We start from the raw sequence: 25,385 nt of genomic DNA on the forward strand, positions 1-25,385 counted from the left end.
GAAAATGACTCTCTCGTTAAGAGTAGATACAAGTCATAAATATTCATATAATGCAGATGTTAGATATATCTTTAAGGTATTATTGGTACCAGAGAAGTTGGGTTCTGCTACCGGCTTCCATTACATAATTGCTTTAGATACTAGTGGATCGATGTCCGGTTACAAAATAGAATTAGCCAAACAAGGCGCAATAGAGTTATTTAAACGTATTCCTAAGGGTAATAAGGTTTCCTTTATCACGTTCTCATCAGAAGTTAAGACCATTAAAGAGTTTGTAGATCCTCTAGATCTATCTAATGAAATAATGCAAATAGTAGCTGGCGGGCAAACAGCACTTTATACGGCGATTTTAACTGCGAATAATTTAGCTAAGAAGTATCAGGTACCTACATATTTATTACTACTAACTGATGGAAATCCAACAGACGAGACTAATATGGAGAATTATCTGAAGATTCCCTACTATGAAAAAATGCAGGTGTATTCGTTTGGAATAGGGGATGATTATAATGAGCAATTGTTACAGAATATTAGCGATAAAACTGCAGGTGTGATGTATCATATTTCAGATGCTAATGAAATACCTCAGAAATTACCCCAGAAAGCAGTAACGCAAATAGCTGCTAAGAACGTTACTGTTGATATAGTGTCAGAAGGTAGTATCAAACTCTTAAATTATTCCTCGTCCCCAGTAAAGGTAAATGGGATTGAAAACGTTGTAAAAATATTTGGCGAGACAATATTACCTGCAAATTATGAAGGGAACTTTTTAACTGTGAAGGTAAATTATGAAGATCCTGTCACCAATAAGCAAGAGGCGTTATTACAAGTAGTTCAAATAAAGAAGGCTCCGGATCAGAATACGTTTACATCGGGTATAAACACTGACTTGATTAGTGAATACAGATACTATGAGTTGTTAGACAAGTACGCTAAGCAAGTTCAAGCAGAACAGCTGGTTGAAGCTACGAAGACTTTAAGTCAGTTAAACGAAATAGCTCAACAAACTAGGCGAATAGATTTTATTGAAACTACTAGAAGGTTGTCACAAGGCTTAGAAACTACTAAAAGAATTGGTACCGTGGAACAAACTAAGAGATTGTCTAAAGAAGTTACTAGTGAGGTCACTAGGAAACTTAGGGAAGGGTAATAGCATAATCTACATCTAAGATCTTTGCACTACTCTTTTCTTTATACTCTACGCCGTCAATAACTGTGGGTAGGTTAGTTACTGTAATATTGTAAATTTCTTTTAAGTACTCTATTAACTGGTTAATTAAATCATTTCTATTAGATGCTATAACTGGAATATCGTTAAAAATTAACATCCTATAAGGTTTATCGTCTTTTAATCCTAGAAAGTATAGTCTAGCCATTAGTACGTTTAGGTCTTTGAAGGATTTCTTAAAAGCCTTTAAGGCAATCAGAATTTTTTCACTCCCTTTAAGTGAATATAATGTTTCATTATTTTTTTCTATTCTTATGGTATATTTATAATTAGGATAAAAATTGAAACTAAATCTTGGAACACTAAATATTATTAACTCACGCAAAATATTGTTATTTATATCTAATGAGAGATAAGCTGGAAATTCATCTGCTAATGACTCTATGAACTCATATTTAGTTATTATATAATTAGTCTGGGTTGTGATTAGTGATGATATATCAATTCCATTAAGTTTCATATGAATACTCTCTATTCGGTAATATTTAATTATTTCTTATTTAACGTTGATAGTTTTGAACAAAAACCTAATTTATCATTATATATTTTCCTGGTAAATTGAATAGTTTTTAATCTACAACGGCAGTTAACTTATAGAACTTTTTAACTTTTGTTCTATTTTAGATATGCCTTTAGAAAAGACCTTTACGAAACTTAAGTAAGTAATAGGAGTTAATGGAAAAATTTCCCTAATACCTTAAATTAAAGGGTTGCATAAGTTGTCTAAGTAAGTTAGGAATATGTAGTTAAATAGATAGCTTCTTGATTAATGAAAGAAATTAGCGTTCTAGTACAAAATGAAACAGTTAGTCGTTTTTCCTAATAACTTGCGCTTAGGTATAATGGAATGTTACTAGATGCTCCCTTTTTATTTTTATAGTATCGGCTTAATGTAATTAAAGTAGCTTATTCTGCTTAATCTGCTCTATCAAATAGCTAACTATCTCTTTAGTTTTATTAATCAGAGAAGGTGGCATATAAGCACTCTTTTTATGGAACTCATCCTCATCTAGCACTAATACTTCAGAGTCTTTGATAGCAATGTCTATTTCCAGATCCAAGTATCTTATCTTTCCCCTTAATAACTCTGGTGGCGTTGAAATATTGATGTAGATTCCTTTAAGGGAGTTGTTTATATTATAATATTTGTGGATCTGGTACCATTTATCAGAATTATATTCTACTATGTCGTAATCCCCATCTTCTATAGTTTTTCCTATACCATCTAGGACTCCATTTCCACTTAATTCACGTCTCAGTAAAATTCTATATCCGCCCTCACTAACCTGTTTTTCTATCACTTTACCTCCCTTTAAGTGAATGGTTCTTCCATCAACTTTAACATGCTCTATACTCATAAAATCCATAATTAAATCTTCTAGGAGTTTTATTGGTTTTTCATTACGATCTTCAACTAAATCAACCTCCTTGTTATAACTTAGTTTTAGCATATGATGAAAGTTTATAGTGTTTATAACTTCTCTCCTAACTTCATCTAGATATAACTTATCTGGTAATGATAGGGTTATTAAATAGAAATCCTCTCCTTGTTCCTTAAAATCCCTATTTTCGAACTTTAATAATAACTTCTCTAGATCTTCCTTCAGCTCATCTAGAGTTGCGTATTTAGCATTACTTCTCCACTTAACGTTATATCCTTTTCTATTTAATGGCTTACTTAAAGCTAATAATCTCAGCTTATCATATTCATCCTTTATATACTCTGAAAAAGTCGTTATTCCCTTTCCTCTCCAGAGCATTGCATATTTACTCACAGCTTTTACTTCACTTACTATTATCTTACCATCATAGGGCGGTTTTATAACTAATCCTTCTCTTATACAAGGCTCTACCTTGAAATTCATGTAAGTACAGTTTTCATCTACATCTATTACTGAATATAGCTTAACTGGACTTCTCAATATAGACGAATATTTGAAAATATTTAATAGATCATCATGATTAACTCCATTTCCCATTATGATTAATTTTCCTCTATCTTCTTCGTAATCTTTTATTGTAATATCAGCAGGAACATTTTTGACTTCTTGCATAAATCTTTCTGCTATCTGAATTGACTGTTGTACTATCTCATAAGATAAGGAAGAAAAAATTAACGTTAATGCAGTAGCGTAAATTCCTCTTATTCTAACTTTTCCTTTCATGTTCTAAGAATTTCTTAAGCACGTAATTTAATATTCCTCCTTCTTTGACATATGTTAGTTCCACATTGTTATCTATCCTAGCAAGGCCTTTAGTAACTATTTTCTCTCCATTGGGCTTTACGAATTCTATCGTCAATTCCTTCTTGGGTTTAAGATCCTGAATACCATAGATATTAACGGTTTCGTCACCTTTTACTCCTAAACTTCTCCAATCTTGGATTTCTATAGGGATTACTCCCATCGCTACTAGGTTACTTCTGTGGATTCTTTCAAAGCTCTCGGCTAATACAGCTTTCACTCCTAACAATTTGGTTACTTTTGCTGCCCAATCCCTAGAACTACCACTGCCATATTGTTTTCCAGCTACTATCACTAATGGAACTCCTTCCTTCTTATATTGCATTGCAGCCTCGTATACGCTCACTATTTTTTTGTCTGGAAAGTGTATAGTGTACCCACCTTCTTTTTCAACTAGAAGATTCTTCAATTTGGGATTAAAGAATCCTCCCCTTAACATGACCTCATGATTTCCTCTTCTAGCTCCATACGTGTTTAGATCTGTAACTCCAAATTGTTTTAAATACAATCCTGCAGGAGAATCTGGTGTTATTGGACCAGCAGGAGAGATATGATCAGTTGTTATCTTATCCCCTAATAGAAGTAAAATTCTCGCATTCATTATATCTTTCAATTCCTCTTGTTTTTCCTCAGTATACCATGGTGGTAGTCTTATATATGTGGATCTCTCATCCCAGTTGTATACGTCTCCTTGAGGTGTCTTAAGAGAATTCCATAATTCATTACCTTCAAAGATATTCGAATTCTTCTTATATAATTCCGGCTTTAATGCAAGATTCATATATGCCTTTATCTCCTTTAATGATGGCCATATATCTCTTAAATAAACCGGTTTTCCATTTGGATCGTACCCTAATGGTTCATTATAGAAGTCAATGTCAATTCTTCCCGCAAGCGCATAGGCTACTACTAAAATAGGAGAAGCTAAGAAAGTTCCTTTTAGTAATGGGTTTATTCTTCCTTCGAAGTTTCTGTTCCCGCTTATTACTGCATACGCCTCAATGTTGTTTCCCTTAATATCTTCCTCAATATGTTTAGGTAATGGCCCAGCGTTACCAATGCATGTTGTACATCCAAAACCTACTATGTGGAAACCTAAAGCTTCTAGATATGGTAACAATCCAGTTTCCTTTAAATAGTCTGAGACAACTGGTGATCCTGGCGCAGTACTTGTTTTAACGTAGGGAGGAACTCTTAATCCTAATTCCACGGCCTTTTTAGCTAATATTCCAGCTCCTAGCATCACAGTTGGATTAGATGTATTTGTACAGCTTGTAATTGCGGCTAGTACAATGGCATTGTCCTCAATATATTTGCCTTTCTTTTTACTTTCCTTCTTTAATTTACTTTTTACATCTTTTAGACTTATTCTTTCATCTGGATTTCTTGGTCCTGCTATTGACGGTTCAATTTTACTTAAGTCAACTTCTACTACGTCACTGTATCTTATTTTCCTAGAATCGTCGTAAAATAAACCTTGTAACTCTGCGTATTTTTTAACGAATTCTCCATCTCTGTTCGTAAGCGTAAGATAACTTACCGTAACATCATCAATTGGGAAATATGCTGCAGTAGCACCATATTCTGGAGCCATGTTTGCTATTGTTGCCCTATCTGGTACTGATAATAGGGATAATGATGATCCGAAGAATTCCACAAATTTCCCTACTACGTTCTTTTTCCTTAATAGCTCGGTTATGTAAAGTACCACATCTGTCGGTGTTACTCCTTCTTGTATTTCGCCAGTTAACCTTACGCCAATAACTTCTGGTACATTGAGATAGTAAGGCTCTCCTAAAAGTACTGCCTCAGCTTCTAATCCTCCTACTCCCCATCCTAATATCCCTAAACCTTCAATCATTGTGGTGTGGGAATCGGTTCCAATTATTACTTCTGGATACGCAGTTAGTAAACCCTTTACTTCAGATTTAGCTACTACGGTACTCAAGTACTCTAAATTAACTTGATGTATTATTCCCTTACCTGGAGGAACTATTCTCAGATTTCTGAATGCTCCTTGAGCCCATTTTAAGAATTGGTACCTTTCAGAATTTCTCTCGAATTCCTTTTTCATATTGAATTCCAATGAATAAACTGTTCCATAATAGTCAACTTGTACTGAATGATCTATAACCAAATCTGCAGGAACTACTGGGTTTATTATTTTAGGATCTTTTCCCAATTCCATTACTTTATTTCTCATTGAGGCAAGATCTACTAATAATGGGACTCCAGTATAATCTTGCATCACCACTCTCGTTGGCATAAAGGCTAACTCTTGACCAACTTTCCACTTTGCTATATTTTCAAGATCCTCCTCTGTAATTTTATTGCCATCAAGGTTTCTATATACGTTTTCTACCAATATTTTTATTGAGTAAGGTAAGTCACTGATCTTATAACCTTTTTCTTCCAATTCTTCTAATGGGTAATAGTATATTTCTGATCCTTTGTACGAAAATTTACTTGGCATATATAAACATGTTAGCTTGGAGCAAAAAAATTAATTTATAAAATGATTGTAGTATCTAGTGTTATTTTCGTCGAAATAATTAAAATATTGTCACTCCATAAGTATAAAGACGTTTTTCTCGTAATATTAAATTGTGAGCCAATTCATAGAAATCTGCAAGAGAACAAAAGTACTAGCTTATTTTGGATCTTATGTTAGGCAAGATGATTTTGTAGATAATGTATCAGACATTAATATATTTGCAATAACTAATGATAAAAGCATATTACTGGAATTAGCTAGTCTAGGATATTCTCCAATAGTACTCTCTGAAAGCAATTTTATAGACCTCTGTGAGAAAGGTGATCCCTTATGTTATTACTTACTTTATGATTCTAATGTTATATGTGGAGAATTTCCAAGAAATGTTAAATTTAATCTAAATAATTTCACTTGTGAAAGGATACGAAGATCAATCTTTGCCTTTTTATCTTTAGCTGTTTCCGCTTTCTTCAGACAAGATGAAATTTCTGCTCTTTCCAATTCTTTTAGAGCTCTTAGAAATGTAATACAGTGGAAATCGTGTACGAATTTAAACAAAATACCAATAAGAATCAATGATCTTAAGGATAAATGTGAAGAATTGAAATTATCAATATGTAATGAATTCTCAGATATAATATTAGTTAGAAGAATGAAAGAGGCATTATCTCTTTGGAGCCTTGATAAGGTAGCTGAAGCCATATGTCGTGAATTTAACATGGAATGTGTAAAACCATCTAAAATTTTACAATCAGTCAAGAATCCATTACAAGTTACATACAATCAAGATGGTACAGTTATAGTGAAGGACTCTTCAGGGAACGAGGCTAAACTATCATAAGGTTTTTAACTGTAAAATAATAATATAATAATTGATGAGCGAAGAGATTAACCGTGATGTAGAAAGAGCTGAAGAATATGAGCAAACTACTAGCAGAGTATCAGCATTGGGAAAAAATAGGTTCGAATTAAGTACTGGTCTTATCATAGCTGCTAGATATGCGGATAAACTGAGGAGAGTCGCTTTAGTAGCTTTCAGCAAAATAGCGCCAAAAGATGTTATAATCAGAGATATAAGTGAATTGAATAAGCAATTGTATACAAAAATTGTAGAGGAAATGAAGCTAGGTAAACTAGATGTTATAAGAATAATGGTAGATGCAGAATACGATGAACAGAGACAGAAGTTAGTTTTCACTAATGTTAGGATAATCAGATATCTTACTGAAGATCAGTGTACAGATAAATATAAGAGTCTAATCAGTGAAAACGAGCAGTTGAAAAAAGAGATTTCTGAGCTGAAGAAAAAATTAGAGGATATATTATCTGCTCTAAAGTGATTATCCTTTTATTATCCCTATTATGAACCCTATTATGAATGCTAATGAACTATATGGAATTATAGATTTAAGTCCTTCAGCATTTGAAAGAATATATGGTAACTTAGCTGATAGACTATGTAAGAAGTTTATAACGTCTTGTGGCGATATGTAACCTACCGCAATTAATATTATAACTATCGCAAGCACTATGAGACCTATCTGTATTATCTTTCTAATTAACAACCCTATTAACAATCCTAATAAAAATGCAATTACGAGTGATATTATTCCACTGGTAGTCAATGCTGGTAGTGGTAGCATACTGAAGATAATTTAGATGAACAAACTTATAACTTTGTATGGAGTAGCAAGAGGTATGAAAGTTGTTAAATATCATTTGAAGGCTAAGATTGAAAAAGCCGGAGTTGAACCTATTACTCTTGAGAGGAGATTCAGAAAGCTCGTTAACGCAAGAAAATTCATAGATGAATTAGTTAAAGAGGACGATGTAAAGTGCACTCCATTAAATAGATCCGAAACTTTGTTGACTAAACAGTGTGAGGGGACTCAAACTAAGTACTTTTTTGAAATCACCATAGAAAGAATCAAAAAGCCAAAAGCGAAGGAAGAGCAACCTAAAAAGGAAGGAGAAGAGAAGAAACAGCAGCAAGAAACTACTTCTTCTCAGTCCCCATAATGTATTCTAGTTTCTCTTAACCATTTTCTGAAACACGATTTGGAACAAAATAGATAGGCTTTATTTTTATGTACCAAGATAAATTCAGCATATTCAACTTCCTTGCCACATTCCACGCAATTTCCAAAATTAGGAATAGACAAAATTTGTCTTATTGACTTGAATTCAGCCATATAAAATAGATTGTTTAAAAAGGTTTAAATGACTACTTCTAATGCAGTATGTTTTTGTAGGGTTTCCTTCACTGTGCCTGCTAATTTTTCTAGGTCATTTTCTAACTTTCTGTACAGTTTTTCCTTTTCTACCCAGTATATGTAGTTTGGTCTTCCTTTTCTTTCCTCCTTTTCAGCTTGTGCTTTTTCCCTTTGTATAAGGCCCTTATCAAGTAAGTTATTAAGGGCTTTACTTATGGATGCTTTAGTTACGTTTAATTTCTCAGCTAAGTCGTCAGTAGTCATTTTACCATTCTGTAGTAATACGTGTAGTACTTCTACATCGCTTTTAGATAGACCATACATGAAAGCTATAAAATCGTGTATATCTACTTCTCTTCCATCAGGGAACCTAACTTTTTCTGCCATTTTCTTTTCACCATATATTCATTTAACTAACTTACTTAAAAAAGCCGTGTATATCCAATTATACATTTGTATATAAATGTGGACAAATGTTATTCAGATATACTAAATATAGGGATAATATCGTAGTAGCAAAATATAAGGTGCTAACGTTCCAAGGATATTTAATTATTATATCTAAGAGAGCAGTTTCTTCCAAAATATATTGTAATCGAAAGCTTGAAAATCCCTCTTCATAAGTTAGGAACAGCTATAGAACCATGATTGTTCTTAGAGATAACGATAATTAATTTCCTCAGAATTTTAGTCTAAAAAGTTAGTAGACTACGTTTTAGATCTCATGATTGATTATGAGTTTTCATAAATGCCGTTAATCTACTTTTATAAAAGTCAATTATAAATACTGTTAAATATTTTCATACAGAATATTCTCTTATGAAGAATCTAACTTACTGTGAAGATGGTTATTTTACTGTTGTACCTGTTCTAAAAACAGCTCTAATATTGAAGTTAGTTAATAAAGGGTTACAATTGCGAGAGGCATGTAAATATGTAAATATGTCCATAACTGCTTTCGAGAGGCATAAGAAAAATGATGTAGAAAAGATACAGAAAATAATTGAAGATAAGGAAATTAGTGATATGATTAACTCGCTAAGTACTAGAATTATAAATAGAGAGAATATAGACTCATTAACATTCTGTTTACTTTGTAGTAAAGCACGAAGGCTATTTAATTTACCACCATGTTTTTAGAATTGTGAAAGGTAAATTAATTATCTTCATTTCATCGCTCTCATTTTTTCTTTCATATTTCTCAAGAGTCACCTGGAGTATCGTCGCACCGTTTTCGACGTTAAAGACCACAACTACAGAGGATAGTATAATATTTGCGTTATTTTTCTTCGGCTATATACTAGTTCAGATTCCCTCAGGTATTCTATCAGACCGCATTTCGGCTAATATCTTGCTTTCTCTCTCACTATTGGGTATATCTTTAACTTCGTTTATCTCTGCGTATTTTCCTTTACTGCGAGTAGAGTATATTGCAAGCTTCTTCATGGGTTTTTCTGCAGGCTGGATATATCCGATCACGGTGAAATTAATTACTACATCGTTTAGTGGCAGAAATTTACCAATTGCGATGAGCATTTATAGCTTAGCGTGGCCATTATCCATTGTAGCATCAGGTATTATAATACCCTTTTTGGCCACGGCTCTCGGGTGGGAGTTTTCATTTTATTTCATAACTCTACTTTCCTTAATTTTAATAGTTCTAACACTTACTCACCTCCCTTCTCTAAAACTGCCCAAAGAACGCTCAATGGAATTCAGAAATATAGTTAGGAATAGAAATGCGCTATTCATATCAATTGGGGGTTTCATGTTTTATTTAACATATTGGGTTCTTGTGCTTTATCTTTATAAATATCTACTTATTACGATTAGAAATGCGTATTTAGCAGGGCTTATATACTCCTTTACAGCATTGGCAGGCGTTCTTTCCACCATTTTAGCAGGATATATAATAAACTCTTTTGGAGTAAAGAGAACGTTCTTGCTATTCGTAACTTTTTATAGCATTTCTCTTCTTTTTATTTCATTTTCCAATAATATTTTAGTTGCAAGTATAGATGCCTTATCCCTAGGTTTATTCAGATTCATCATAACTCCCACTAGCTCTACAGCATTAGCAATAATAGGTGGAAAAGAAAGAAGCGGGAGTGTAACTGGTTTCGCAAATTTTTTCTGGCAGTCTAGCGGTATATTAGGCTCTCTTATAGCTCCTCTTATGATAAACTTATTTTCATATACATATTTGTGGATTTTTGTTAGCGGGATCTCTTTACTTTCTTTAGTATTTTATTATAAACTTAAATTTATGTAAGATTATCAAAATTTATACTCATCCTTTCAGCCTCGGCAGATGCTAATGTATCAAGTATTTTCCTCATATATGCTTTTACGAAATAATAGACTTTATATCTTCTAAATATTTCTTCCTCTCTTTCCACTACTTGGTTCAAGTAATCTTCTGGTAAATAGCTAACTATTTTGAATCTTTGCCCGTTAACTTCAATTTCATTAGGAACACTTAAAGTTGTAACTAGTAATATTTCATTTCCACTTATTCCAGCTAGATAAACATAGAATTTATCTACTTTCTCAAGTACTTTTAGTAAGAGCTCTTTATCATCTGACAACTCTTTTTGCCTCTTCTTCGAATTGTTTATATGCATCTTGAATGGTCTTAAAGACATTCCTAATTACATCCATATCATTAACTCTAATCTTGACTATCCAGCTATCATAAGGTCTTTGGTTAATTAAAGAGGGATTTTTTATCACTTCCTCGTTTACGTCAATAATTTCGCCTTCTATTGGTAATCTAAATTTGCCTATCCATTTTGCACTCTCTAAAGAGAATAATATACTTCTGCCGTTTACTTTCTCACCTTTCTGCTTTACCGTAATCTGGAATATCTTTCCCGCCATGTACTGTCCTAGATCAGTTACGCCAATGCTAACAACACTATCACTTTCTATTCTTACCCAGACGTGTTTCTCTGGATCGTAAAGTAGGTCATCAGGAAAGGTGAAACCTAAGATCTTCATAATCTATTTGAGATATTTTTAGGCTTATAAACTTTATTTAGTAGAACATAATTATGGTTAATTTTGCCATATGGTTAGACGGTGTAATTTTAAAGATTGACTTGACTGATCCTCTTTATCAACAATACAAGGGATTTAGTGTTAATCTACCAATCACGTATGATGTCTTTGAGGATTGGCTACAAGTATATGATGAAATTATTAGAGTGGATAATTTTGCTCTACTTTCTCCCTATGATGAAATATCAACAGAAAATATACTAAATAGGATCAATTTAAAACCAAAATACGTTATAGTTAATAAAGGAAAGACAAAACCATCACCAGAACCATATAAGTTATTAATTAATATTACAAACTGGGATCCTTTAGAGACAATAACATTAGCATCCTCTCCTTTAGACCTATTATCGGCAAGATTTTTCGATTCCAGAATTAAAGTAGTGTGTATAAAGAGATATTATGAATGTTCTAAATATTCTCCTTTCTTATATTCTATTAGTTTAACTGATGCACTAGCCTCACTGAAGAGGCTTAAAATTCTAGTCTGATCCATGTATAGTTTTAATAAGTTAATATATTATGTTTTTAACCTTTCGTTTATGGACTTATAGGGTTAATCCGGATCAAAAATTTTATGAAAAACATGTTTTCTAGTGAATTCTGATTTTATCTTAGGATTCAGAACGCAGAAACACCTATCATGCTATTGAAAACAGTTTCCATATAAGCGTTAAATTTGAATACTATGAGCCCAATTTATTTTAGTATCCCATCCTAGGATGTGGATGGTTAATTCTCTAGTAGTAGCGGGGGAAAGGAAGTCAAAACATTCAGTTTCCCGCTAAGAGGATTTAGAATGATGATTGGGTAATCGTGACTTCGATGAAATCCAAGCCGGCTTCTTTCGTCGGGTTTGAGTTATACAAACCCGACTATTTTATATGAGGTTGAGAGTTGAATATGAAGTATGAGATTCAATTACAATGTGAATTCTGCTTTCTCCCTTATGAGTTTGGAGAAGAAGATCTTTTTAATTAAACTTATAATTTATGAATAAAAGATAAAAATTATGTCGCTTGAAAATGAGGCTAAAAAATTAGCTGCAACTTATGCCAGATGGTTACGTAATCCTGAAGATGCACTTTTTGGAAAAGATGGAGAGGGTGTTGTTCTTAAAATTTATAAAAAAATGAAACAAGCTAAAGATAAGAATGAAATAAAGGAAATATTAAATTTAGAACAATACGCTATGGAAAAGACAACTTTTAATGATATGTCTAGATTTATAAGCGAGCTGTTAAACAAGATAGAACAGATGGATGATCAATCTGCATTGAAATTTTCCGTAGAAGTTTTTAGATATTTTCAGATAGCCTTAGCTACTAAACTTAACGATATGAATAAGGGTTTGTGGATGTAGAAATTCCAAAAAATCACGTTAACTTTTTTTGCTAAAATAAGGAAAGATTTATATATACGTTTTTTCTGATATATTCATATGCAAGTAGAGAATATAAGAGTTAGACTCCCGTCTGGGAAAGAAGTTGGTCTAGTAGACGCTCTTAATTTCTGCTACGATCTCTCAGATACTGACTTTCAAGTATTAAAGACGTTGTTAAACAGTGGTCCTAAAACTGAAGATGAGTTAGCAGATATGCTTCATTTGAGTAAGGCATCTATAAATAGGTCAGTTAACAAGTTAGTTTCATTAGGTTTTGTAGAGAGGGTAAAGGATTCGTCATCTAAGGGCGGTAGACCTAGGTATATCTATAAGCCAATGGATGCAGATAAGATAACTGAAAAAATTTCTAATGATTTTAAGTATTGTGCTGATTTATTCTCAAGTGTGATGCCACAAGAATTAAAAGGCAAGTAAGTTCTTTTCTTATTTAATTTATTGGCTTTTTTTACATTTGAATATAAAATTTTCTGGGTCCCTTAAGAAAGCTAACATACATATTTCAGTATCAAAGTAGTATTTAACATTGTTATAATCAGTTGTATAAGGGGTGCACTCAGCTTCAAATAATCTGTTACAAACCGGGCATACAACCTTCATGGCGTTAAAAATAAATTTTTTATCTTTATAACGTTAATTCTTTGACTATGAGCGAAGAAATGGATTTAACTTCCCTTGAATGCCCAGAACCTTTCATGAAGGTAGTAGGAAAGCTTATGAAGATGGAAAGGGGGGAACTTAAGATAAAGTATAAGGATCCTAAATGCAGAGATATGTTATTAGAAGCCATGAAGCTAATGAATTGTGAGGTTTTAGAGGATTTACAACAAAATGGTATATATTTCATGCACATTAAAAAAGAAAGTTCTGATAAACCTAGAAAGCTTGAACTAACTGGAGGTTGCTGATAAGATCTTTGTCGCACAATTAGTCAAATCTTGTTTTATTTTATCATCAACATTATGTATTATTGCATATAAATAGCGAGGTCTTCCTATCCTTTTTCCTTCTTCTCCATCTTTATTCCTAACTACTAACCCTATTTCTATTAACTTCTTTAAGCTATTTTCTACAGTAGTTTTACTGAGCTTCATCAATGAAGCTAATTCCTCAGCGGAAATTGGTCTTCCAATCTCAACTAACTTAAATAGACATTCAACGTCAGTATCGGATATCTTATAACAGCACCTCACAACCTCTTTACTTTCTGAAAGTTTTAAACTCATAAATCTATTTTATCTTTTCTAGTATTAAAACTTTAACTACTTTTTAAGGATGATACTGGAGGAGGATTGCCCTCACTTTTTATTTTCTTCATGTATTCCTTATACATGCACCTATCTTGGATTACTATAAGCCCAGCTTTTCTAGCCTTCTCAGCGGCCTCATCATTTCTGATTCCTTCCTGCATCCATATTACTTTTACATCACCGACTTTCTTTACTCTTTCCAAAACTTGATCGACTATTTTAGGTACTTCATTTGATGGTCTAAATATTTCCACGACCTCTACTTTATCTGGAACGTCAAGAATTGATGGGTAAGACTTCCTTCCCAATATCTCATTGGCTGACGGATTTACTGGTATTACATTGTATCCATGCTCTATTAAGAACTTAGGTACTTGGAAAGCTGGCTTTGATGGATCTTTTGAAAATCCAACAGTTGCTATATTTTTGTATTTGAGCAGAACTTCCTTTATGATCTCTTCTTCATTCTGCATAATATTTACTATGATTTGTTGCCTTTTAAATTTGACTCAGTTGATTTAATGTTTTTCTAAGATTTAAGAGCCAAATTTTTATATTAAGTTAACTAAAACTTCTTAGAATGCAAGAATTTAGATTTTTAATCGAGCGAAATAATCAAGCTTACATATTAGCGGGAGAAGAAGCATTACTTACTTCAATAGTTAATGGAGCTCAACCAGTTGTTAGATTTGTTATATTTGATCCTCCTGCGGTACTTGTTGGCTATCACCAAGCAGTAGATCAAGAGGTCAATATAGAAGAAGTACGAAAGAGAAATTGGGATATTGGTAGAAGACCTACCGGTGGAGGTACCATCATAATGGGGCCATGGCAGTTAGGGTGGGAAATATACGCAAGTAATGATGTTCTAGGATATACGCCAGAAAACGCTATAAAATATGGTGCTAAGGGAGTGATAAAAACTTTGGAAAAATTAGGTATAAAAGCATCGTTTAGACCAAAAAATGACGTTGAAGTTAATGGAAGGAAGATTTCAGGCATTGGAGCGTTTTCGGAGGGGAGATATGTCGCAGTCACTGGTACGCTATTACTAGACTTTGATGCAGACGCAATGATTTCAGTACTTAGACTGTCATCTGAAAAACTTAGAGATAAGCTAGCCAAGGACTTTAAAGATAGACTAACGTGGATTAATAAAGAGTTAGTAAAACCAATAGATATGGAGGAATTAATAAATATTGCCAAAGAGTCATTCGCAGAAGCGCTTGAAGTTAAATTATTAGACAGTAACTATACTGAATTAGAGAAAAAAAGTATAAGTGAGTTAGCCTTAAAGTACTCTTCGCCAGAGTGGATATTCAATTTAAGAAAGCCATTAATTGGGGATGATATAAGATATACGGAGAGGAAATTTCCTGGAGGTTTAGTGAAAGTTCAGATAAAGTTGACTGGTAGGAATTTAATAGAGTCTATAATAATTACTGGCGATTTCTTTATTGAACCAAGAACTGCAATATATGATTTAGAAGCCAGATTAAAGTGGAGCAGAATTGAGGATATAGAACGGGAAGTTAAAGAGTGGTTTAGAAACGTGAGTACGATAGGCATAACTGAGGAAGATCTCATAAATTTAATTAAAGAGGTGTTAAAATGAGACCATTATTCTTTTATGCACCAAACCTAAAACGATATGAAACAGACTTTTTGGATTCTAAGAAAGGATGGAAAGCATTATCAGTAACTGGAACATATTGTGCGTTTAATTGTAAGCATTGTGGAAAGAGGGTACTAGAAACCATGATAGATGGCTCTAATCAAGCTAGACTTGAGGACGAGTTAGTGAAAGCAGTAATGAGAGGAGATAAGGGAATCATATTATCTGGTGGTTCTTCTATAAGAGGTGATGTTCCAATATGGCGATATTCTAACACATTAAGAAGATATTCTGAGAAATTGACTATAATTGCTCATACTGGTGTAGTTAAGAGTGAGGATATAGCAATAAAATTTAAAGAGAGTGGCGTCAAGATTGCACTACTTGACATGGTTGCTGATAACGAGACAATTAGAGATGTATTAGGTCAACCATTTACTGTTGAAGATTACCTTAATTCCTTTAAGTATCTAAAGAAGGTCGGAATAAAAATAGTTCCACATGTTATCTTAGGGTTAAGTAAGAGAGGTATAAAAGGTGATTTAGAAGCAATAAAATTACTTACAGAAGTTAATCCAGACGCTTTAATAATCGTAGGTCTAATGCCTTTAATGGGAACAGAGATGGGTAACTCTACGCCTCCGACACCGGAAGATATGATAGAGGGGTTAAAGTTGGCTAGGGATACATTTTCTAACATTCCAATAAATTTAGGTTGTGCAAGACCTAGAGGTAAATCTTATATTAAAGTCGAAAAGTTTGCAGTAGACTATGATATAGACGCAATTGCCTTTCCGGAGGAAGAGACTTATGAATACGCTAAAGGTAAGAGAGAAATATTCTTAAGTAGTGCATGTTGCGGTAATGTAGTTATAGATATATTAAGGTGAAAGCTTTATGACCCTTCGTCTAGTTTCTAGTCCAGATTGGGTAAGATTAAGTTTCGGCGCAGATATGGTTCTAGGTTTTTCTCCCGGGATATTTTTGAAGGGGGCTCTAAATACTACAATTAATTTACTTCAATACTACCCAGATGGATGCAAAGCTAATTGTCTATATTGTGGTCAAGCTAGAGAAGTTGCTAATGGACCAGAATGTAAGACCTTAATAAGAGTAGAATGGCCACTAAGGCCCTTAAATGAAGTAATAAAGAGAATATATGAAAGGCAGGGTAATCCAGAATACGGTCTTCAAAGGATATGTGTAGGACAACTAGCTCATCCTAGAGCTTCCCCAGATGCCATAGAAATAACAAGGAGGATTAGAGATGCTGGCATAGAATTACAAATCTCAGAATTAGTTACTGCAACTTACACGTTTAAACATCATATGATAGAGATGAGAAAAGCTGGAGCTAATATGATAGATGTTGCAATAGATGCTGCTAGTGAAAGATTATTTGACGAATTAAGAGGAAAGAAAGCGAGGAGCATGCACTCATGGAAGAGGTATTTAGAGGCAATAGATGAAGCCGTTGAAGTATTTGGGAAAAAGAATGCAGGTATTCATCTAATAATAGGGTTAGGAGAGACGGAAAAAGAAGCTATAGATCTTATGTGGTATGCACATACTAGGGGTGCTAAGATTTCGCTTTTTGCATTTTATCCAGAAACTGGTACTCCTATGGAAAATAAGAAACCAGTTCCAGTTAATGTTTATAGAAGAATGCAAATAGCTAGATGGCTAATTGAAAATGATATTGTTAATATAAGCTCATTTAGGTTTAATGAGAGAGGGGAGTTAATAGATATTGAACTACCAGACGATATAACTTTGGACGAGATAGCACCAGCATTCATGACTAGTGGTTGTCCCGGCTGTAATAGACCATATTCTAATGAAAGGCCAGGTAAGGTATTAAAAAACATTCCCTGGTATCCTAGCAAGGAAATGGCTTTACGTGCAGTTAAAGCGTCAAGGTTGGAATCATTGATAAATAAATTAGCGAGATAGCAATGTACATACCAGATGGTTCCTTAATAAGCTATTTTTCAAGTGGGTTCCCCGCACATATAAAGGTAAAAGCCATAGATTTATCTTCTCCGAATTTTGAAATGTTTTATTCTCCGGTAGAGGGTGAAGTAATAGATATCGTACGATTTAACATAGGAAGACCAAATGTTTTTTCTAAAACAAACTATGATTACATGATACTAATTAGAAATGGTAACAGATTGATAAAGATTCTTCATGTTATGCCTTTCATAGAAAAAGGGGAATACGTTAAAGAAGGTCAAATAATAGGAAACTTTTTAGAAACCCCCTATACTGGGGGTGATTTTCCTCATGCCCACATAGAAGGTATCCCAGTAAGGTTACCTAAAATTTCAAAATATAATGAATCTAAAATTGGGATTGTGTATAAGAAAAACAAACAGTTTTTCGATGTTATAGTAAAAGATTATGCGGAAGCAGGCAAGTTAAGAGGATTAGGATGTTGTGGAGGGCTGTTAAATGCGAGTTTACCTTATGCTTGTTATGGAGGAATTATTGGAGGCTATAGGGAGCCTTTGAAGCTTTATGGATTGAACTTAGGATATGTTAGAGTCAAGCGCAAAACATATGTATTGTTTGAAGGAAGGAAAGGCCTTTTAAGGAGATGGGAAGAGGAGGCATCTTTTAAAGTTTTATCAAATAAACCAATTTGTGGCTTTACATTTATGGAAGCAGTATTATCTTACAGCGGATATCCAATGGTTAGATTCTTTCTAAACGATTCAAATCTAAATGAGGGTGATGAAATTGACTTATCAGAGTTTATTAGGAATCATCTGGGATCAAAAATTTACTGAGATTTCTTTTTCCCACCCTATGATTAGAGAAGTTTCGAAAGCAAGAATTAGAGAATTTATAAAATTAGCTAAGGAGAAACTTTCATTTATAGAAATAAGACCTACACAGGCTAATGAAGAGGATCTATTAATGGTGCATACCAAGGAATATATTAACCTACTCAAGGAAAGTAGTAAGATTCCCTTCATGGGCTTCCTAGATCAAACTGACACGATCCATTATCCTGGAATATTTAATGATATTTTACTCGTTTTAGGCGCTTCATTAACTGCAACTAAATGGTCTAAATTTTATGACTATGTTTATGTTCCTTTAGGTGGTTTTCATCATGCGATGCCGGATAGAGCTATGGGTTTTTGCCCAATTAATGACGTTGCTATAACTGCCTTGAAATTATTGGAAAAAGGAGAGAAAGTTGCTATCATTGATGTCGATGCACATCACGGTAATGGGCTTCAATACATTTTATATGATAAGCCCATATTGAAAGTGAATATATACGCTTATGATGGTTATTTCTTTCCTGGAACTGGTAAGGTTCAAGAAATAGGAGAGGGAAAAGGAAAGGGCTACAATATAAATATTCCCTTACCTCTTGGTTCAACTGACGATGTTTTTGAGAAAAGTTTAGAGATTCTAGATATAATTGAAGATTATTATAAAAATCCTTCTTATATTCTAGTTATTGCTGGAGTGGATGGACATAAGGATGATGAGCTGAAGTCTCTAGAATTTACCACAAATTCATATAACCTTTTAGGTCTTAAAATAAGAAGGCTTAAAAAATATTCGAATATAATAGCTTATGGCGGAGGAGGTTACGGGAGGTTATCTGCACTAAGCATGGTTTCATTCTTAGAGGGCTTGATGGGTAAAAAGACATCATATGAGCCAGTTACTTTTTCAAATGATAAAGAAAAAATAGAGAAAATAGAAAAAATCATTTCAAGATTTAAAAGTTCTGCCTATCTCTTTAGCTAATTCTATCATTAATCCTAAAGCATAGCCAGCGTCTTTATCGCTCCCAATTCTCAATAGTTGCATTGTTCCAGCTGGTTTTACGTTTGGTATATCATTAATCCACGCTTTAAACGCTTTAGAGAACTTATCCATTACCATTACTAAACCGTTAACGAATTGTGGATCTGACAGAATTTCTAATAACTGCATTAGTCTATCTAAACTACCAGATTTCTGTAGTTCAACTAATTTATTGGTCAATGTGAGTAGTGAGTTGACATCTATCTGGGTTAGTGTCTTAACTGTTTTCTCATCTGTTAACTTCTTTAATAATGGCATTGCAGACTCTAATGCTCCAAGAGTCGATGCTATGTCGAACTGTTGAATAATCTTTATTGCCCTATCACTAGTTAACTGTTTCATCATTGGCGTTAAGGCTTCTAGGGCATTAAACATGGAGTCTAGGTCTAGGTTTTGTATTAAGTTGAGAGTTCTTTCGCTTGTTAGTTTTTCTATTATTGGCCATAGTGCTTGTATTTTTGGTAACTGGTCCATTCCGAATGAGATTATTGTATTTATTAGATCAGCCTTCTGAACAGCATCCATCAGCGAAATACCTTGTTCGAGTAAGTTGATTAATGTGTCAATTTGTCCTTTATTATACATCTCATCCATTATAGTTGCAAGTTTGTTCAAAGTCGGTGTCATCTTAGAGGCTACGTTAAGTAATGTGTCAATATCCAAACTTTCAATTATCTTTACAGTTTTCTCATCTGCGAATTTCGAAAGAATTGGAACTAACCTCGAAGTACTATTAATCAGAGAATCATAATCTATTTGATCAAGTATTTTTAACGCCTTTTCGCTTGTAAGCTTCTTAATCACTGGGGTTAGTTTCTCTAATGCAACGAGAGACGAATCTATGTCAATTTGCGTTAAGAGTTCTATTGATCTTTCGCTTGTTAGTTTTTCTATTATTGGCCATAGTGCTTGTATTTTTGGTAACTGGTCCATTCCGAATGAGATTATTGTATTTATTAGATCAGCCTTCTGAACAGCATCCAGTATTGAGATAGTTTGGTCAAATAATGATAGTACGAAATCTACTTGTCCCTTCTTATCCATTTCTACTATCTTATTAGTTACCTTCTCTATTGCGGGTAAAGCATCAACTATTTTAGACAACTTGTTCAAATTTTCCGGTTTTAATAATTCCTCAAGTGGGTCAATTGTTGTTGTACTCATTTTGTTAAACCCTAAATTAATTAATCTGCCGTGTTTATATATTTAATATGTTTGCAGTTATCTCGCCTAGTGCGTTTAACAAACTAAAAGAGCTTATTAATATAGGTAAGAAATACAAATTAGTTATTACGACATTAGGAGTTTCTTTTGCAATAAAGAATGGTATTGATATTGACTATGCCCTGGATAATGGTGTGATAGTCAGAGCATTCTCTCATAAACCACCTAAAGTAGGAGATTTGCCTCTATACGAATCTGAAGCAATAATGGTTGCCCTAGAACTGAACGGCATACTTATAGCTGAAAATAGAGACGTTTTGGCTAAGGCTAGAGAGCTAGGCGTCAATGCGACTACTCTTGAAGAGCTCTTAGCATCATTTTAAGGATAACAATAGAAGGAAATCCACCTGGTATTTCTACACGGCTATTAAATACTATCTTAGGTACGCTCAAAACCCTATACTTTTCCTTTTCTTCCTCATATTCTGTAACATCGTAGATTTCTAGCTCAACATTTTCATTTATTTGAGCAACTTGATATAGAAACTCAGCCGTAATTGGACATTTAGTGCAATCTGGAGTTACGAAAAGCTTAACGTTACCCTTAATCTTCTTAGCTAATTCTAACTCCTTCTCATCTAAATTGACCACGTTATTAGAAATTCTAATTAATGAATTAAGAAATGGCCATAACTCGTTTACTATGGGTATCCCGTAATATGTGAAGTAAATTCTGTTGTCCTTAATGACCTTCGCAAAGGGTCTGTTACAGTCCTGGATTGTTTCTACGTTAACAAAATCTTTAAACTGATAAAACAATTCCTCTCCTTTACACTCTTGTATCTTTATATTTCCTTCTTTCGCCTTGATAGCACTTAGATATTGCTTGATAACGTAATCATAGCTCATAAGAAGTACCTCAAACTTTCTATACCCTCTAATGCCTTAATAATTGAGTTTTCTAAATCTTCTCTATTTTGAAACTTCTTAATAATATATATTGTTGCATTATCTAGTTTATATTCCAGTGGAGCTCCCAATCCTTGAGAGATTCTGGAAGCTCTAGCATACCTTATCCCCATTCCAATAAGATCATCTAAACTCTCCCTACCTGTTGGCAACGGTATAGGTAGAAATATAGTTAAATTTTCAATAAAAAACTCGTAATTGTCCATTAGTATTCTCTCCCTCTGTCCCTCAATAACTATTGTAAATCCCTTTCTTTTTAAATAATCCTCAAGTTTTGTCATTTGTTCTCCTATACCTATCTACGTCCATATCAAAAAAGCCCTTTGCTGTGTTAACTATCGCCTCAGATAGCGATGGATGGACAAATGGCATTAAGGCCAAATTTTCAACTTTAATTTTACTGTTAATTGCTAATGTCAGAATATTAATCAACTCTTCAGACTTATCCCCAATTACCTCTCCGAAAACTATCTCGCCATTTTTATTTATTCCTATCTTGACATAACCATCTCTTATGCCATTGATTATTGCCCTAGTCGTTGCATTAAAGTAAAAAATCGAAAATTTATTAGCATCTTTCTCCTCGCCTACTATACCAACTTGAGGGTCTGTATATAATACTTGAGGTATCTTATATCCATTTATTTTATGTAGGAGAGATTTTTCATCCATTATATGTAATGATGCTACTACTGCGTCAAAAATTGCAGAGTGAGCGGTTTTTCTTTCCTTATTGGTAACGTCACCTATTGCATAAATATTTCCCTTTGCTTGTTTGTATTCATTAACAATCACTCCACATTCATTAGTATATAAGCCAATTTTTTCAACACCCTTTGGAAGTTGTGGCTCTCTGCCAGTGGCATAAACTATTATCTCCCCATGAAACTCTCCCTTGTTAGTGAAAACTCCCTCGCCATGTATTCTATTAATTTGCACATTCTCTACTAAATTGACTCCATCAAATTCTAACGAATCTCTAACTGATCTTCTAGCGTCCTCTGAAAGATTAGGCAATATTGTAGCTTTAGATAATAATGTAATGGTTGAACCTAGTCTGGAGAAGAACTGCGCTATTTCCACTCCAGCGTAACCTCCGCCTATAATCACCATAGATTCTGGTATTTCATTCAAATTAACCGCTTCATCTTCACTAATAGCATACTCTATACCCTTTATGTTGGGTATTTTAGGCTTAGATCCAGTTGCTATAATTAGTTTGTCAAATTCTACGACTTTTTCATTTATCTTTATTTCATTAGGTGAAATAATTTCAGCCTCTCCTATTTCTGTTTCGCCACCAGCATCCTCAATAAGTTTTTTCCCCGCATTTGAAAGATATTCTACTATCTCATTTCTCTTCTGGAGAGCGTTTCTATATTCAACTTTTCCTTCTAATCCTAAGTAATAGGCAACCTCTTTGAGCCTAGTCAACAAAAAAGTTACATCAAAAAGAAAAATACTTGGAACACAGCCAGAATTTACGCATACGCCCCCAAACTTCTTCTTCTCTATGACTAATGTTCTTTTACCCTTTCTTGCTAATATACTTCCTGCAATATAGCCTGCAGTCCCCCCACCTATTACCACGACATCGTATCTCATGCTAGATCATTTTTAGAAGAATAGTGTCCTATCAGCATCCATTGTTAAATCAATTAGTGTTGACCCGCCTACTAGTTCTACACCTTCTACTACATCATCTTCTTTCATGTGGCACATATCCTTTAAACTTTGTATGCAGACGTACATTTTTACTCCATTATCTTTTGCCATGTCAAAGAATCGGATAAATGGATTGTTACCCTTTTTCCTCTCTTCCTCTTGCCATTTCTTATCCAATAGTTTAGGCCCCTTTATCATGAAGAAAACTGAGGTTTCGTATTCCATTGAAGCTGCTATTGATGCCATAAACAAGGGTGCGTAAGTCCTATCTAAATCTTCTGGGCCATGTGTAACAACAATCAGTATTTTCTTTTTTTGTTCTTCTTCTTGGCTTTGAGTCTGAGCCTGGGCCATATTTTATTACCCAATTATAACTTCTTAAAGAACTTACTTAAATTTTTTATTAAACCATTATTCTCTTCTAATAAATGGTAGAAAATACGAAATAATTAAAATGAATGAAAAGGATAAAGCTTAAATAACTTTAACGTATAAATAGAAAATGGTGAAAAAGTGACTGAAGAAAAGAAGAAAAAACTCTCTATAATAGTCTTTTCCGGTACCATAGATAAATTAATGCCAGTGGGCATTCTTACGTCAGGAGCAGCAGCATCTGGGTATGAGGTCAATTTATTCTTCACATTCTGGGGATTACAAGCAATTACAAAAAGGAGCTTAAATAGCCAGCAACCACCCCAGATTGATAAAAACTACGAGCAAATGGGCCCGGTAATGATGCAAAAGATGCGAGACATGAAATTCCCAATGTGGCATCAACTAGTTCAACAGGCCAAGGAAGTCGGCGAAGTTAAAGTTTTTGCTTGCTCCACAACTATGGAATTCTTTGGTATAAAAAGAGAGGACCTAGCAGAGTTTGTAGATGATGTAGTAGGAGTTGCTACATTTTTAGATAGAGCAGAAGGGGGAATAACATTATTTATTTAAGGGGTGAGTATTATGTCTCAAGAGGTTAGGATTGCTAAGACGTTAGATGTTAGGGGTATGTATTGTCCTGGTCCAGTTTTGGAGACTGCTAAGGCTATTAAGCAGATTAATGTGGGTGAGGTTCTTGAGGTTTTGGCTACTGATCCAGCTGCAAAACCAGATATTGAGGCTTGGGCTAGGAGGACTGGAAATCAAATAGTTGACATACAACAGCAAGGAGGAGCGACAAGAATATTAATAAAAAGAATGAAGTAAGTTAAGCTAGAATTCTTTTTTAACAAAGTTTATAAGTATCTAATTCTTCCTATTTAATTGTGAAAAGATATGGCAACTAAGACTATATTGCCCCCTTTACCAGACGATCCTAGATTCTTAGATATGTCATATGAAGTTCAAGATTCGCTACCGGAAGAGGAAAGAAACTTATTAAGCAATCTTAAACCTGAAGAGAGGGAACTAGCAATAAAATTCTGGGAGGCAGTAAAAAGTGATTTCAGGTTTAATGAGTATTTAAGAGGTTGTCTTAACTGCGGTGTTTGTACCTCGTCATGTCCAGCTGCTAAGTTTTATGATTTCGGCCCAAGAGAAATGATACAATATATGATGAGAGATTCTGTTGATAAAATATGGGAGTTTGTAAATAAGAAAGTTTGGGCTTGTGTTCAATGTTATACATGTTCGATGAGATGCCCATTTAATAATGAAATTGCAGGTTTAATAATGTTATTAAGAGAGTATGCGGTAAAGTTCGGACTACAATCTGCTAAAGAAGTATTAGCCCCTTACAGAAGAGTGTTATTGACAGTGATCACTATGGGAAATCAAGTTACCCCAGATATGATTCAGCCAGAGGCCTTCCCAGACTGGGGACCACAAGCGGTAGAAGAGTCTAAAAACATGGACGTTTATAGAAAGGCAGTTCCGGTTGATTTGTTGCAGAGGACTGATATAGGTTGGCATGCTTCTTTACAAACTGCAGTGGAGATGATGACTATATTCATTGAGGCTGGAGTTCTGGATTCGTTAAAGAACGTAGATAAGGATTTATATGATATGATAATGGATATTTACGAGGAAAGGAAGCAACAATTAGAGGAAATTAAGGAGAAATGGGAGAAAGGAGAATTAAAAGAAGAGGATCTTCCAGATAGCTGGCTTGAATTATAATTTTTTTAAAAAATATCTTTAGTTTGTGTAAAGTCTATTACTATTTAAACTGTATAAACTGTACAATAAAACTGCATGAACTGTATATTAAAACTATGAGTGAGTTGGTTCAATCTGTAACTAACGTTTTTACCTC

At 33.8% G+C, this 25,385-nt stretch carries 35 protein-coding genes; 19 read left to right on the plus strand and 16 right to left on the minus strand.

Going from position 1 to position 25,385, the window contains the following annotated elements:
* Positions 1–4: 4 nt before the first annotated feature.
* Positions 5–1,150, plus strand: coding sequence for a VWA domain-containing protein (locus tag V6M85_RS01225; protein WP_338601970.1), 1,146 nt, complete (start codon positions 5–7; stop codon positions 1,148–1,150).
* Here the strand turns inward: V6M85_RS01225 and V6M85_RS01230 are convergent.
* The 3 genes from V6M85_RS01230 to acnA all read right to left on the minus strand — a co-directional run bounded on the left by V6M85_RS01230 (position 1,137) and on the right by acnA (position 5,944).
* Positions 1,137–1,688 carry a hypothetical protein gene (locus V6M85_RS01230; RefSeq protein ID WP_338601972.1) on the minus strand — a complete coding sequence of 184 codons (552 nt, stop codon included), beginning with the start codon at positions 1,686–1,688 and terminating at the stop codon, positions 1,137–1,139. The two genes, V6M85_RS01225 and V6M85_RS01230, sit on opposite strands and share 14 nt — an antisense overlap.
* A 436-nt stretch (positions 1,689–2,124) precedes the next feature.
* Positions 2,125–3,393 (minus strand): DUF402 domain-containing protein, encoded by a 1,269-nt coding sequence (locus V6M85_RS01235; protein WP_338601975.1) that lies wholly within the window; start codon positions 3,391–3,393, stop codon positions 2,125–2,127.
* Positions 3,377–5,944 (minus strand): aconitate hydratase AcnA, encoded by a 2,568-nt coding sequence (gene acnA, locus V6M85_RS01240; protein ID WP_338601977.1) that lies wholly within the window; start codon positions 5,942–5,944, stop codon positions 3,377–3,379. Before acnA ends, V6M85_RS01235 begins: the two co-directional genes overlap by 17 nt.
* A 133-nt stretch (positions 5,945–6,077) precedes the next feature.
* Between acnA and V6M85_RS01245 the strand changes: the two genes are divergently transcribed.
* Together V6M85_RS01245 and V6M85_RS01250 are read left to right on the plus strand one after the other, a co-directional pair.
* Positions 6,078–6,806, plus strand: coding sequence for a hypothetical protein (locus V6M85_RS01245; RefSeq protein ID WP_338601980.1), 729 nt, complete (start codon positions 6,078–6,080; stop codon positions 6,804–6,806).
* A gap of 34 nt (positions 6,807–6,840) precedes the next feature.
* Positions 6,841–7,305, plus strand: coding sequence for a DUF2258 domain-containing protein (locus V6M85_RS01250; protein ID WP_338601983.1), 465 nt, complete (start codon positions 6,841–6,843; stop codon positions 7,303–7,305).
* Here V6M85_RS01250 and V6M85_RS01255 read toward each other — a convergent pair whose 3' ends face one another.
* On the minus strand, positions 7,306–7,608 hold the full coding sequence (locus V6M85_RS01255) for a hypothetical protein (protein WP_338601986.1): 303 nt from the start codon (positions 7,606–7,608) through the stop codon (positions 7,306–7,308).
* Positions 7,609–7,663: 55 nt separating this feature from the next.
* Between V6M85_RS01255 and V6M85_RS01260 the strand changes: the two genes are divergently transcribed.
* Entirely contained in the window at positions 7,664–7,984 is a 321-nt protein-coding gene (locus tag V6M85_RS01260; RefSeq protein WP_338601988.1) for a hypothetical protein, read from the plus strand.
* Here V6M85_RS01260 and V6M85_RS01265 read toward each other — a convergent pair.
* Positions 7,972–8,157 (minus strand): TRASH domain-containing protein, encoded by a 186-nt coding sequence (locus V6M85_RS01265; protein WP_338601990.1) that lies wholly within the window; start codon positions 8,155–8,157, stop codon positions 7,972–7,974. The two genes, V6M85_RS01260 and V6M85_RS01265, sit on opposite strands and share 13 nt — an antisense overlap.
* Before the next feature lie 24 nt (positions 8,158–8,181).
* The gene (locus V6M85_RS01270; protein WP_338601992.1) at positions 8,182–8,565 is read right to left on the minus strand and encodes a helix-turn-helix domain-containing protein; all 384 of its coding nucleotides are present in this window, start codon (positions 8,563–8,565) and stop codon (positions 8,182–8,184) included.
* 432 nt (positions 8,566–8,997) lie between these two features.
* Here V6M85_RS01270 and V6M85_RS01275 point away from each other — a divergent pair, with 432 nt between their 5' ends.
* Positions 8,998–9,318, plus strand: a complete 321-nt coding sequence (locus V6M85_RS01275) for a hypothetical protein (RefSeq protein ID WP_338601994.1) — start codon at positions 8,998–9,000, stop codon at positions 9,316–9,318.
* A 4-nt stretch (positions 9,319–9,322) separates the two neighbouring features.
* Entirely contained in the window at positions 9,323–10,450 is a 1,128-nt protein-coding gene (locus V6M85_RS01280; protein ID WP_338601997.1) for an MFS transporter, read from the plus strand.
* On the opposite strand, the gene V6M85_RS01285 is transcribed toward V6M85_RS01280, so the two are convergent.
* Together V6M85_RS01285 and V6M85_RS01290 are read right to left on the minus strand one after the other, a co-directional pair.
* A complete protein-coding gene (locus V6M85_RS01285; protein WP_338602000.1) occupies positions 10,443–10,766 on the minus strand; it encodes a hypothetical protein in 324 nt (107 codons plus the stop codon). The two genes, V6M85_RS01280 and V6M85_RS01285, sit on opposite strands and share 8 nt — an antisense overlap.
* Positions 10,756–11,178 (minus strand): glycine cleavage system protein H, encoded by a 423-nt coding sequence (locus V6M85_RS01290; RefSeq protein ID WP_338602003.1) that lies wholly within the window; start codon positions 11,176–11,178, stop codon positions 10,756–10,758. The genes V6M85_RS01285 and V6M85_RS01290 overlap by 11 nt, the downstream gene beginning before the upstream one ends.
* 53 nt (positions 11,179–11,231) lie before the next feature.
* Between V6M85_RS01290 and V6M85_RS01295 the strand changes: the two genes are divergently transcribed.
* The 3 genes from V6M85_RS01295 (at position 11,232) to lrs14 (ending at position 13,057) form a co-directional block, all read left to right on the plus strand.
* Positions 11,232–11,729: an HAD family hydrolase gene (locus V6M85_RS01295; RefSeq protein WP_338602006.1), complete on the plus strand. Its 498-nt coding sequence runs from the start codon at positions 11,232–11,234 to the stop codon at positions 11,727–11,729.
* A gap of 521 nt (positions 11,730–12,250) precedes the next feature.
* Positions 12,251–12,601, plus strand: a complete 351-nt coding sequence (locus V6M85_RS01300) for a hypothetical protein (RefSeq protein ID WP_338602008.1) — start codon at positions 12,251–12,253, stop codon at positions 12,599–12,601.
* Between the two features lie 78 nt (positions 12,602–12,679).
* Positions 12,680–13,057 (plus strand): HTH-type transcriptional regulator Lrs14, encoded by a 378-nt coding sequence (gene lrs14, locus V6M85_RS01305; RefSeq protein ID WP_338602011.1) that lies wholly within the window; start codon positions 12,680–12,682, stop codon positions 13,055–13,057.
* A gap of 18 nt (positions 13,058–13,075) precedes the next feature.
* On the opposite strand, the gene V6M85_RS01310 is transcribed toward lrs14, so the two are convergent.
* The gene (locus V6M85_RS01310; protein ID WP_338602013.1) at positions 13,076–13,240 is read right to left on the minus strand and encodes a YHS domain-containing protein; all 165 of its coding nucleotides are present in this window, start codon (positions 13,238–13,240) and stop codon (positions 13,076–13,078) included.
* Positions 13,241–13,287: 47 nt separating this feature from the next.
* Here V6M85_RS01310 and V6M85_RS01315 point away from each other — a divergent pair, with 47 nt between their 5' ends.
* Complete coding sequence (locus V6M85_RS01315) at positions 13,288–13,548, plus strand: sulfurtransferase TusA family protein (protein WP_338602015.1); 261 nt, start codon at positions 13,288–13,290, stop codon at positions 13,546–13,548.
* Here the strand turns inward: V6M85_RS01315 and V6M85_RS01320 are convergent.
* Positions 13,531–13,866, minus strand: coding sequence for a helix-turn-helix domain-containing protein (locus V6M85_RS01320; protein ID WP_338602017.1), 336 nt, complete (start codon positions 13,864–13,866; stop codon positions 13,531–13,533). The genes V6M85_RS01315 and V6M85_RS01320 overlap by 18 nt on opposite strands.
* A gap of 32 nt (positions 13,867–13,898) precedes the next feature.
* Positions 13,899–14,363, minus strand: coding sequence for a CoA-binding protein (locus V6M85_RS01325; protein WP_338602019.1), 465 nt, complete (start codon positions 14,361–14,363; stop codon positions 13,899–13,901).
* Between the two features lie 107 nt (positions 14,364–14,470).
* Between V6M85_RS01325 and V6M85_RS01330 the strand changes: the two genes are divergently transcribed.
* The 5 genes from V6M85_RS01330 to V6M85_RS01350 are packed head-to-tail and all read left to right on the plus strand — an operon-like array spanning position 14,471 to position 19,279.
* Complete coding sequence (locus V6M85_RS01330; RefSeq protein WP_338602022.1) at positions 14,471–15,505, plus strand: lipoyl protein ligase domain-containing protein; 1,035 nt, start codon at positions 14,471–14,473, stop codon at positions 15,503–15,505.
* A complete protein-coding gene (locus V6M85_RS01335; protein ID WP_338602024.1) occupies positions 15,502–16,395 on the plus strand; it encodes a radical SAM protein in 894 nt (297 codons plus the stop codon). The genes V6M85_RS01330 and V6M85_RS01335 overlap by 4 nt, the downstream gene beginning before the upstream one ends.
* A gap of 7 nt (positions 16,396–16,402) precedes the next feature.
* The gene (locus V6M85_RS01340; RefSeq protein WP_338602027.1) at positions 16,403–17,458 is read left to right on the plus strand and encodes a radical SAM protein; all 1,056 of its coding nucleotides are present in this window, start codon (positions 16,403–16,405) and stop codon (positions 17,456–17,458) included.
* 2 nt (positions 17,459–17,460) lie between these two features.
* Entirely contained in the window at positions 17,461–18,297 is an 837-nt protein-coding gene (locus V6M85_RS01345) for a hypothetical protein (protein WP_338602029.1), read from the plus strand.
* A complete protein-coding gene (locus tag V6M85_RS01350; RefSeq protein WP_338602031.1) occupies positions 18,242–19,279 on the plus strand; it encodes a histone deacetylase family protein in 1,038 nt (345 codons plus the stop codon). The genes V6M85_RS01345 and V6M85_RS01350 overlap by 56 nt, the downstream gene beginning before the upstream one ends.
* Here the strand turns inward: V6M85_RS01350 and V6M85_RS01355 are convergent.
* Positions 19,244–20,503: a DUF1641 domain-containing protein gene (locus V6M85_RS01355; protein WP_338602033.1), complete on the minus strand. Its 1,260-nt coding sequence runs from the start codon at positions 20,501–20,503 to the stop codon at positions 19,244–19,246. The two genes, V6M85_RS01350 and V6M85_RS01355, sit on opposite strands and share 36 nt — an antisense overlap.
* A gap of 47 nt (positions 20,504–20,550) precedes the next feature.
* Here V6M85_RS01355 and V6M85_RS01360 point away from each other — a divergent pair, with 47 nt between their 5' ends.
* Positions 20,551–20,886 (plus strand): hypothetical protein, encoded by a 336-nt coding sequence (locus tag V6M85_RS01360; protein WP_338602036.1) that lies wholly within the window; start codon positions 20,551–20,553, stop codon positions 20,884–20,886.
* On the opposite strand, the gene V6M85_RS01365 is transcribed toward V6M85_RS01360, so the two are convergent.
* The 4 genes from V6M85_RS01365 to V6M85_RS01380 are packed head-to-tail and all read right to left on the minus strand — an operon-like array spanning position 20,855 to position 23,491.
* On the minus strand, positions 20,855–21,412 hold the full coding sequence (locus V6M85_RS01365) for a thioredoxin family protein (protein WP_338602038.1): 558 nt from the start codon (positions 21,410–21,412) through the stop codon (positions 20,855–20,857). The two genes, V6M85_RS01360 and V6M85_RS01365, sit on opposite strands and share 32 nt — an antisense overlap.
* Positions 21,409–21,753, minus strand: a complete 345-nt coding sequence (locus V6M85_RS01370) for a hypothetical protein (protein ID WP_338602041.1) — start codon at positions 21,751–21,753, stop codon at positions 21,409–21,411. The genes V6M85_RS01365 and V6M85_RS01370 overlap by 4 nt, the downstream gene beginning before the upstream one ends.
* Positions 21,740–23,077 carry an NAD(P)/FAD-dependent oxidoreductase gene (locus tag V6M85_RS01375; protein ID WP_338602043.1) on the minus strand — a complete coding sequence of 446 codons (1,338 nt, stop codon included), beginning with the start codon at positions 23,075–23,077 and terminating at the stop codon, positions 21,740–21,742. Before V6M85_RS01375 ends, V6M85_RS01370 begins: the two co-directional genes overlap by 14 nt.
* Positions 23,078–23,089: 12 nt before the next feature.
* Positions 23,090–23,491, minus strand: coding sequence for a DsrE family protein (locus V6M85_RS01380; RefSeq protein WP_338602046.1), 402 nt, complete (start codon positions 23,489–23,491; stop codon positions 23,090–23,092).
* 159 nt (positions 23,492–23,650) lie between these two features.
* Here V6M85_RS01380 and V6M85_RS01385 point away from each other — a divergent pair, with 159 nt between their 5' ends.
* The 3 genes from V6M85_RS01385 to V6M85_RS01395 all read left to right on the plus strand — a co-directional run bounded on the left by V6M85_RS01385 (position 23,651) and on the right by V6M85_RS01395 (position 25,249).
* Positions 23,651–24,082 carry a DsrE/DsrF/DrsH-like family protein gene (locus V6M85_RS01385; RefSeq protein WP_338602049.1) on the plus strand — a complete coding sequence of 144 codons (432 nt, stop codon included), beginning with the start codon at positions 23,651–23,653 and terminating at the stop codon, positions 24,080–24,082.
* Between the two features lie 12 nt (positions 24,083–24,094).
* Positions 24,095–24,337, plus strand: coding sequence for a sulfurtransferase TusA family protein (locus tag V6M85_RS01390; RefSeq protein WP_338598535.1), 243 nt, complete (start codon positions 24,095–24,097; stop codon positions 24,335–24,337).
* Between the two features lie 69 nt (positions 24,338–24,406).
* Positions 24,407–25,249, plus strand: a complete 843-nt coding sequence (locus V6M85_RS01395) for a 4Fe-4S dicluster domain-containing protein (RefSeq protein ID WP_338602051.1) — start codon at positions 24,407–24,409, stop codon at positions 25,247–25,249.
* The last annotated feature ends 136 nt before the right edge of the window (positions 25,250–25,385 follow it).

This window comes from Sulfolobus tengchongensis (assembly GCF_036967215.1).
Lineage (GTDB): Archaea > Thermoproteota > Thermoprotei_A > Sulfolobales > Sulfolobaceae > Saccharolobus > Saccharolobus tengchongensis_A.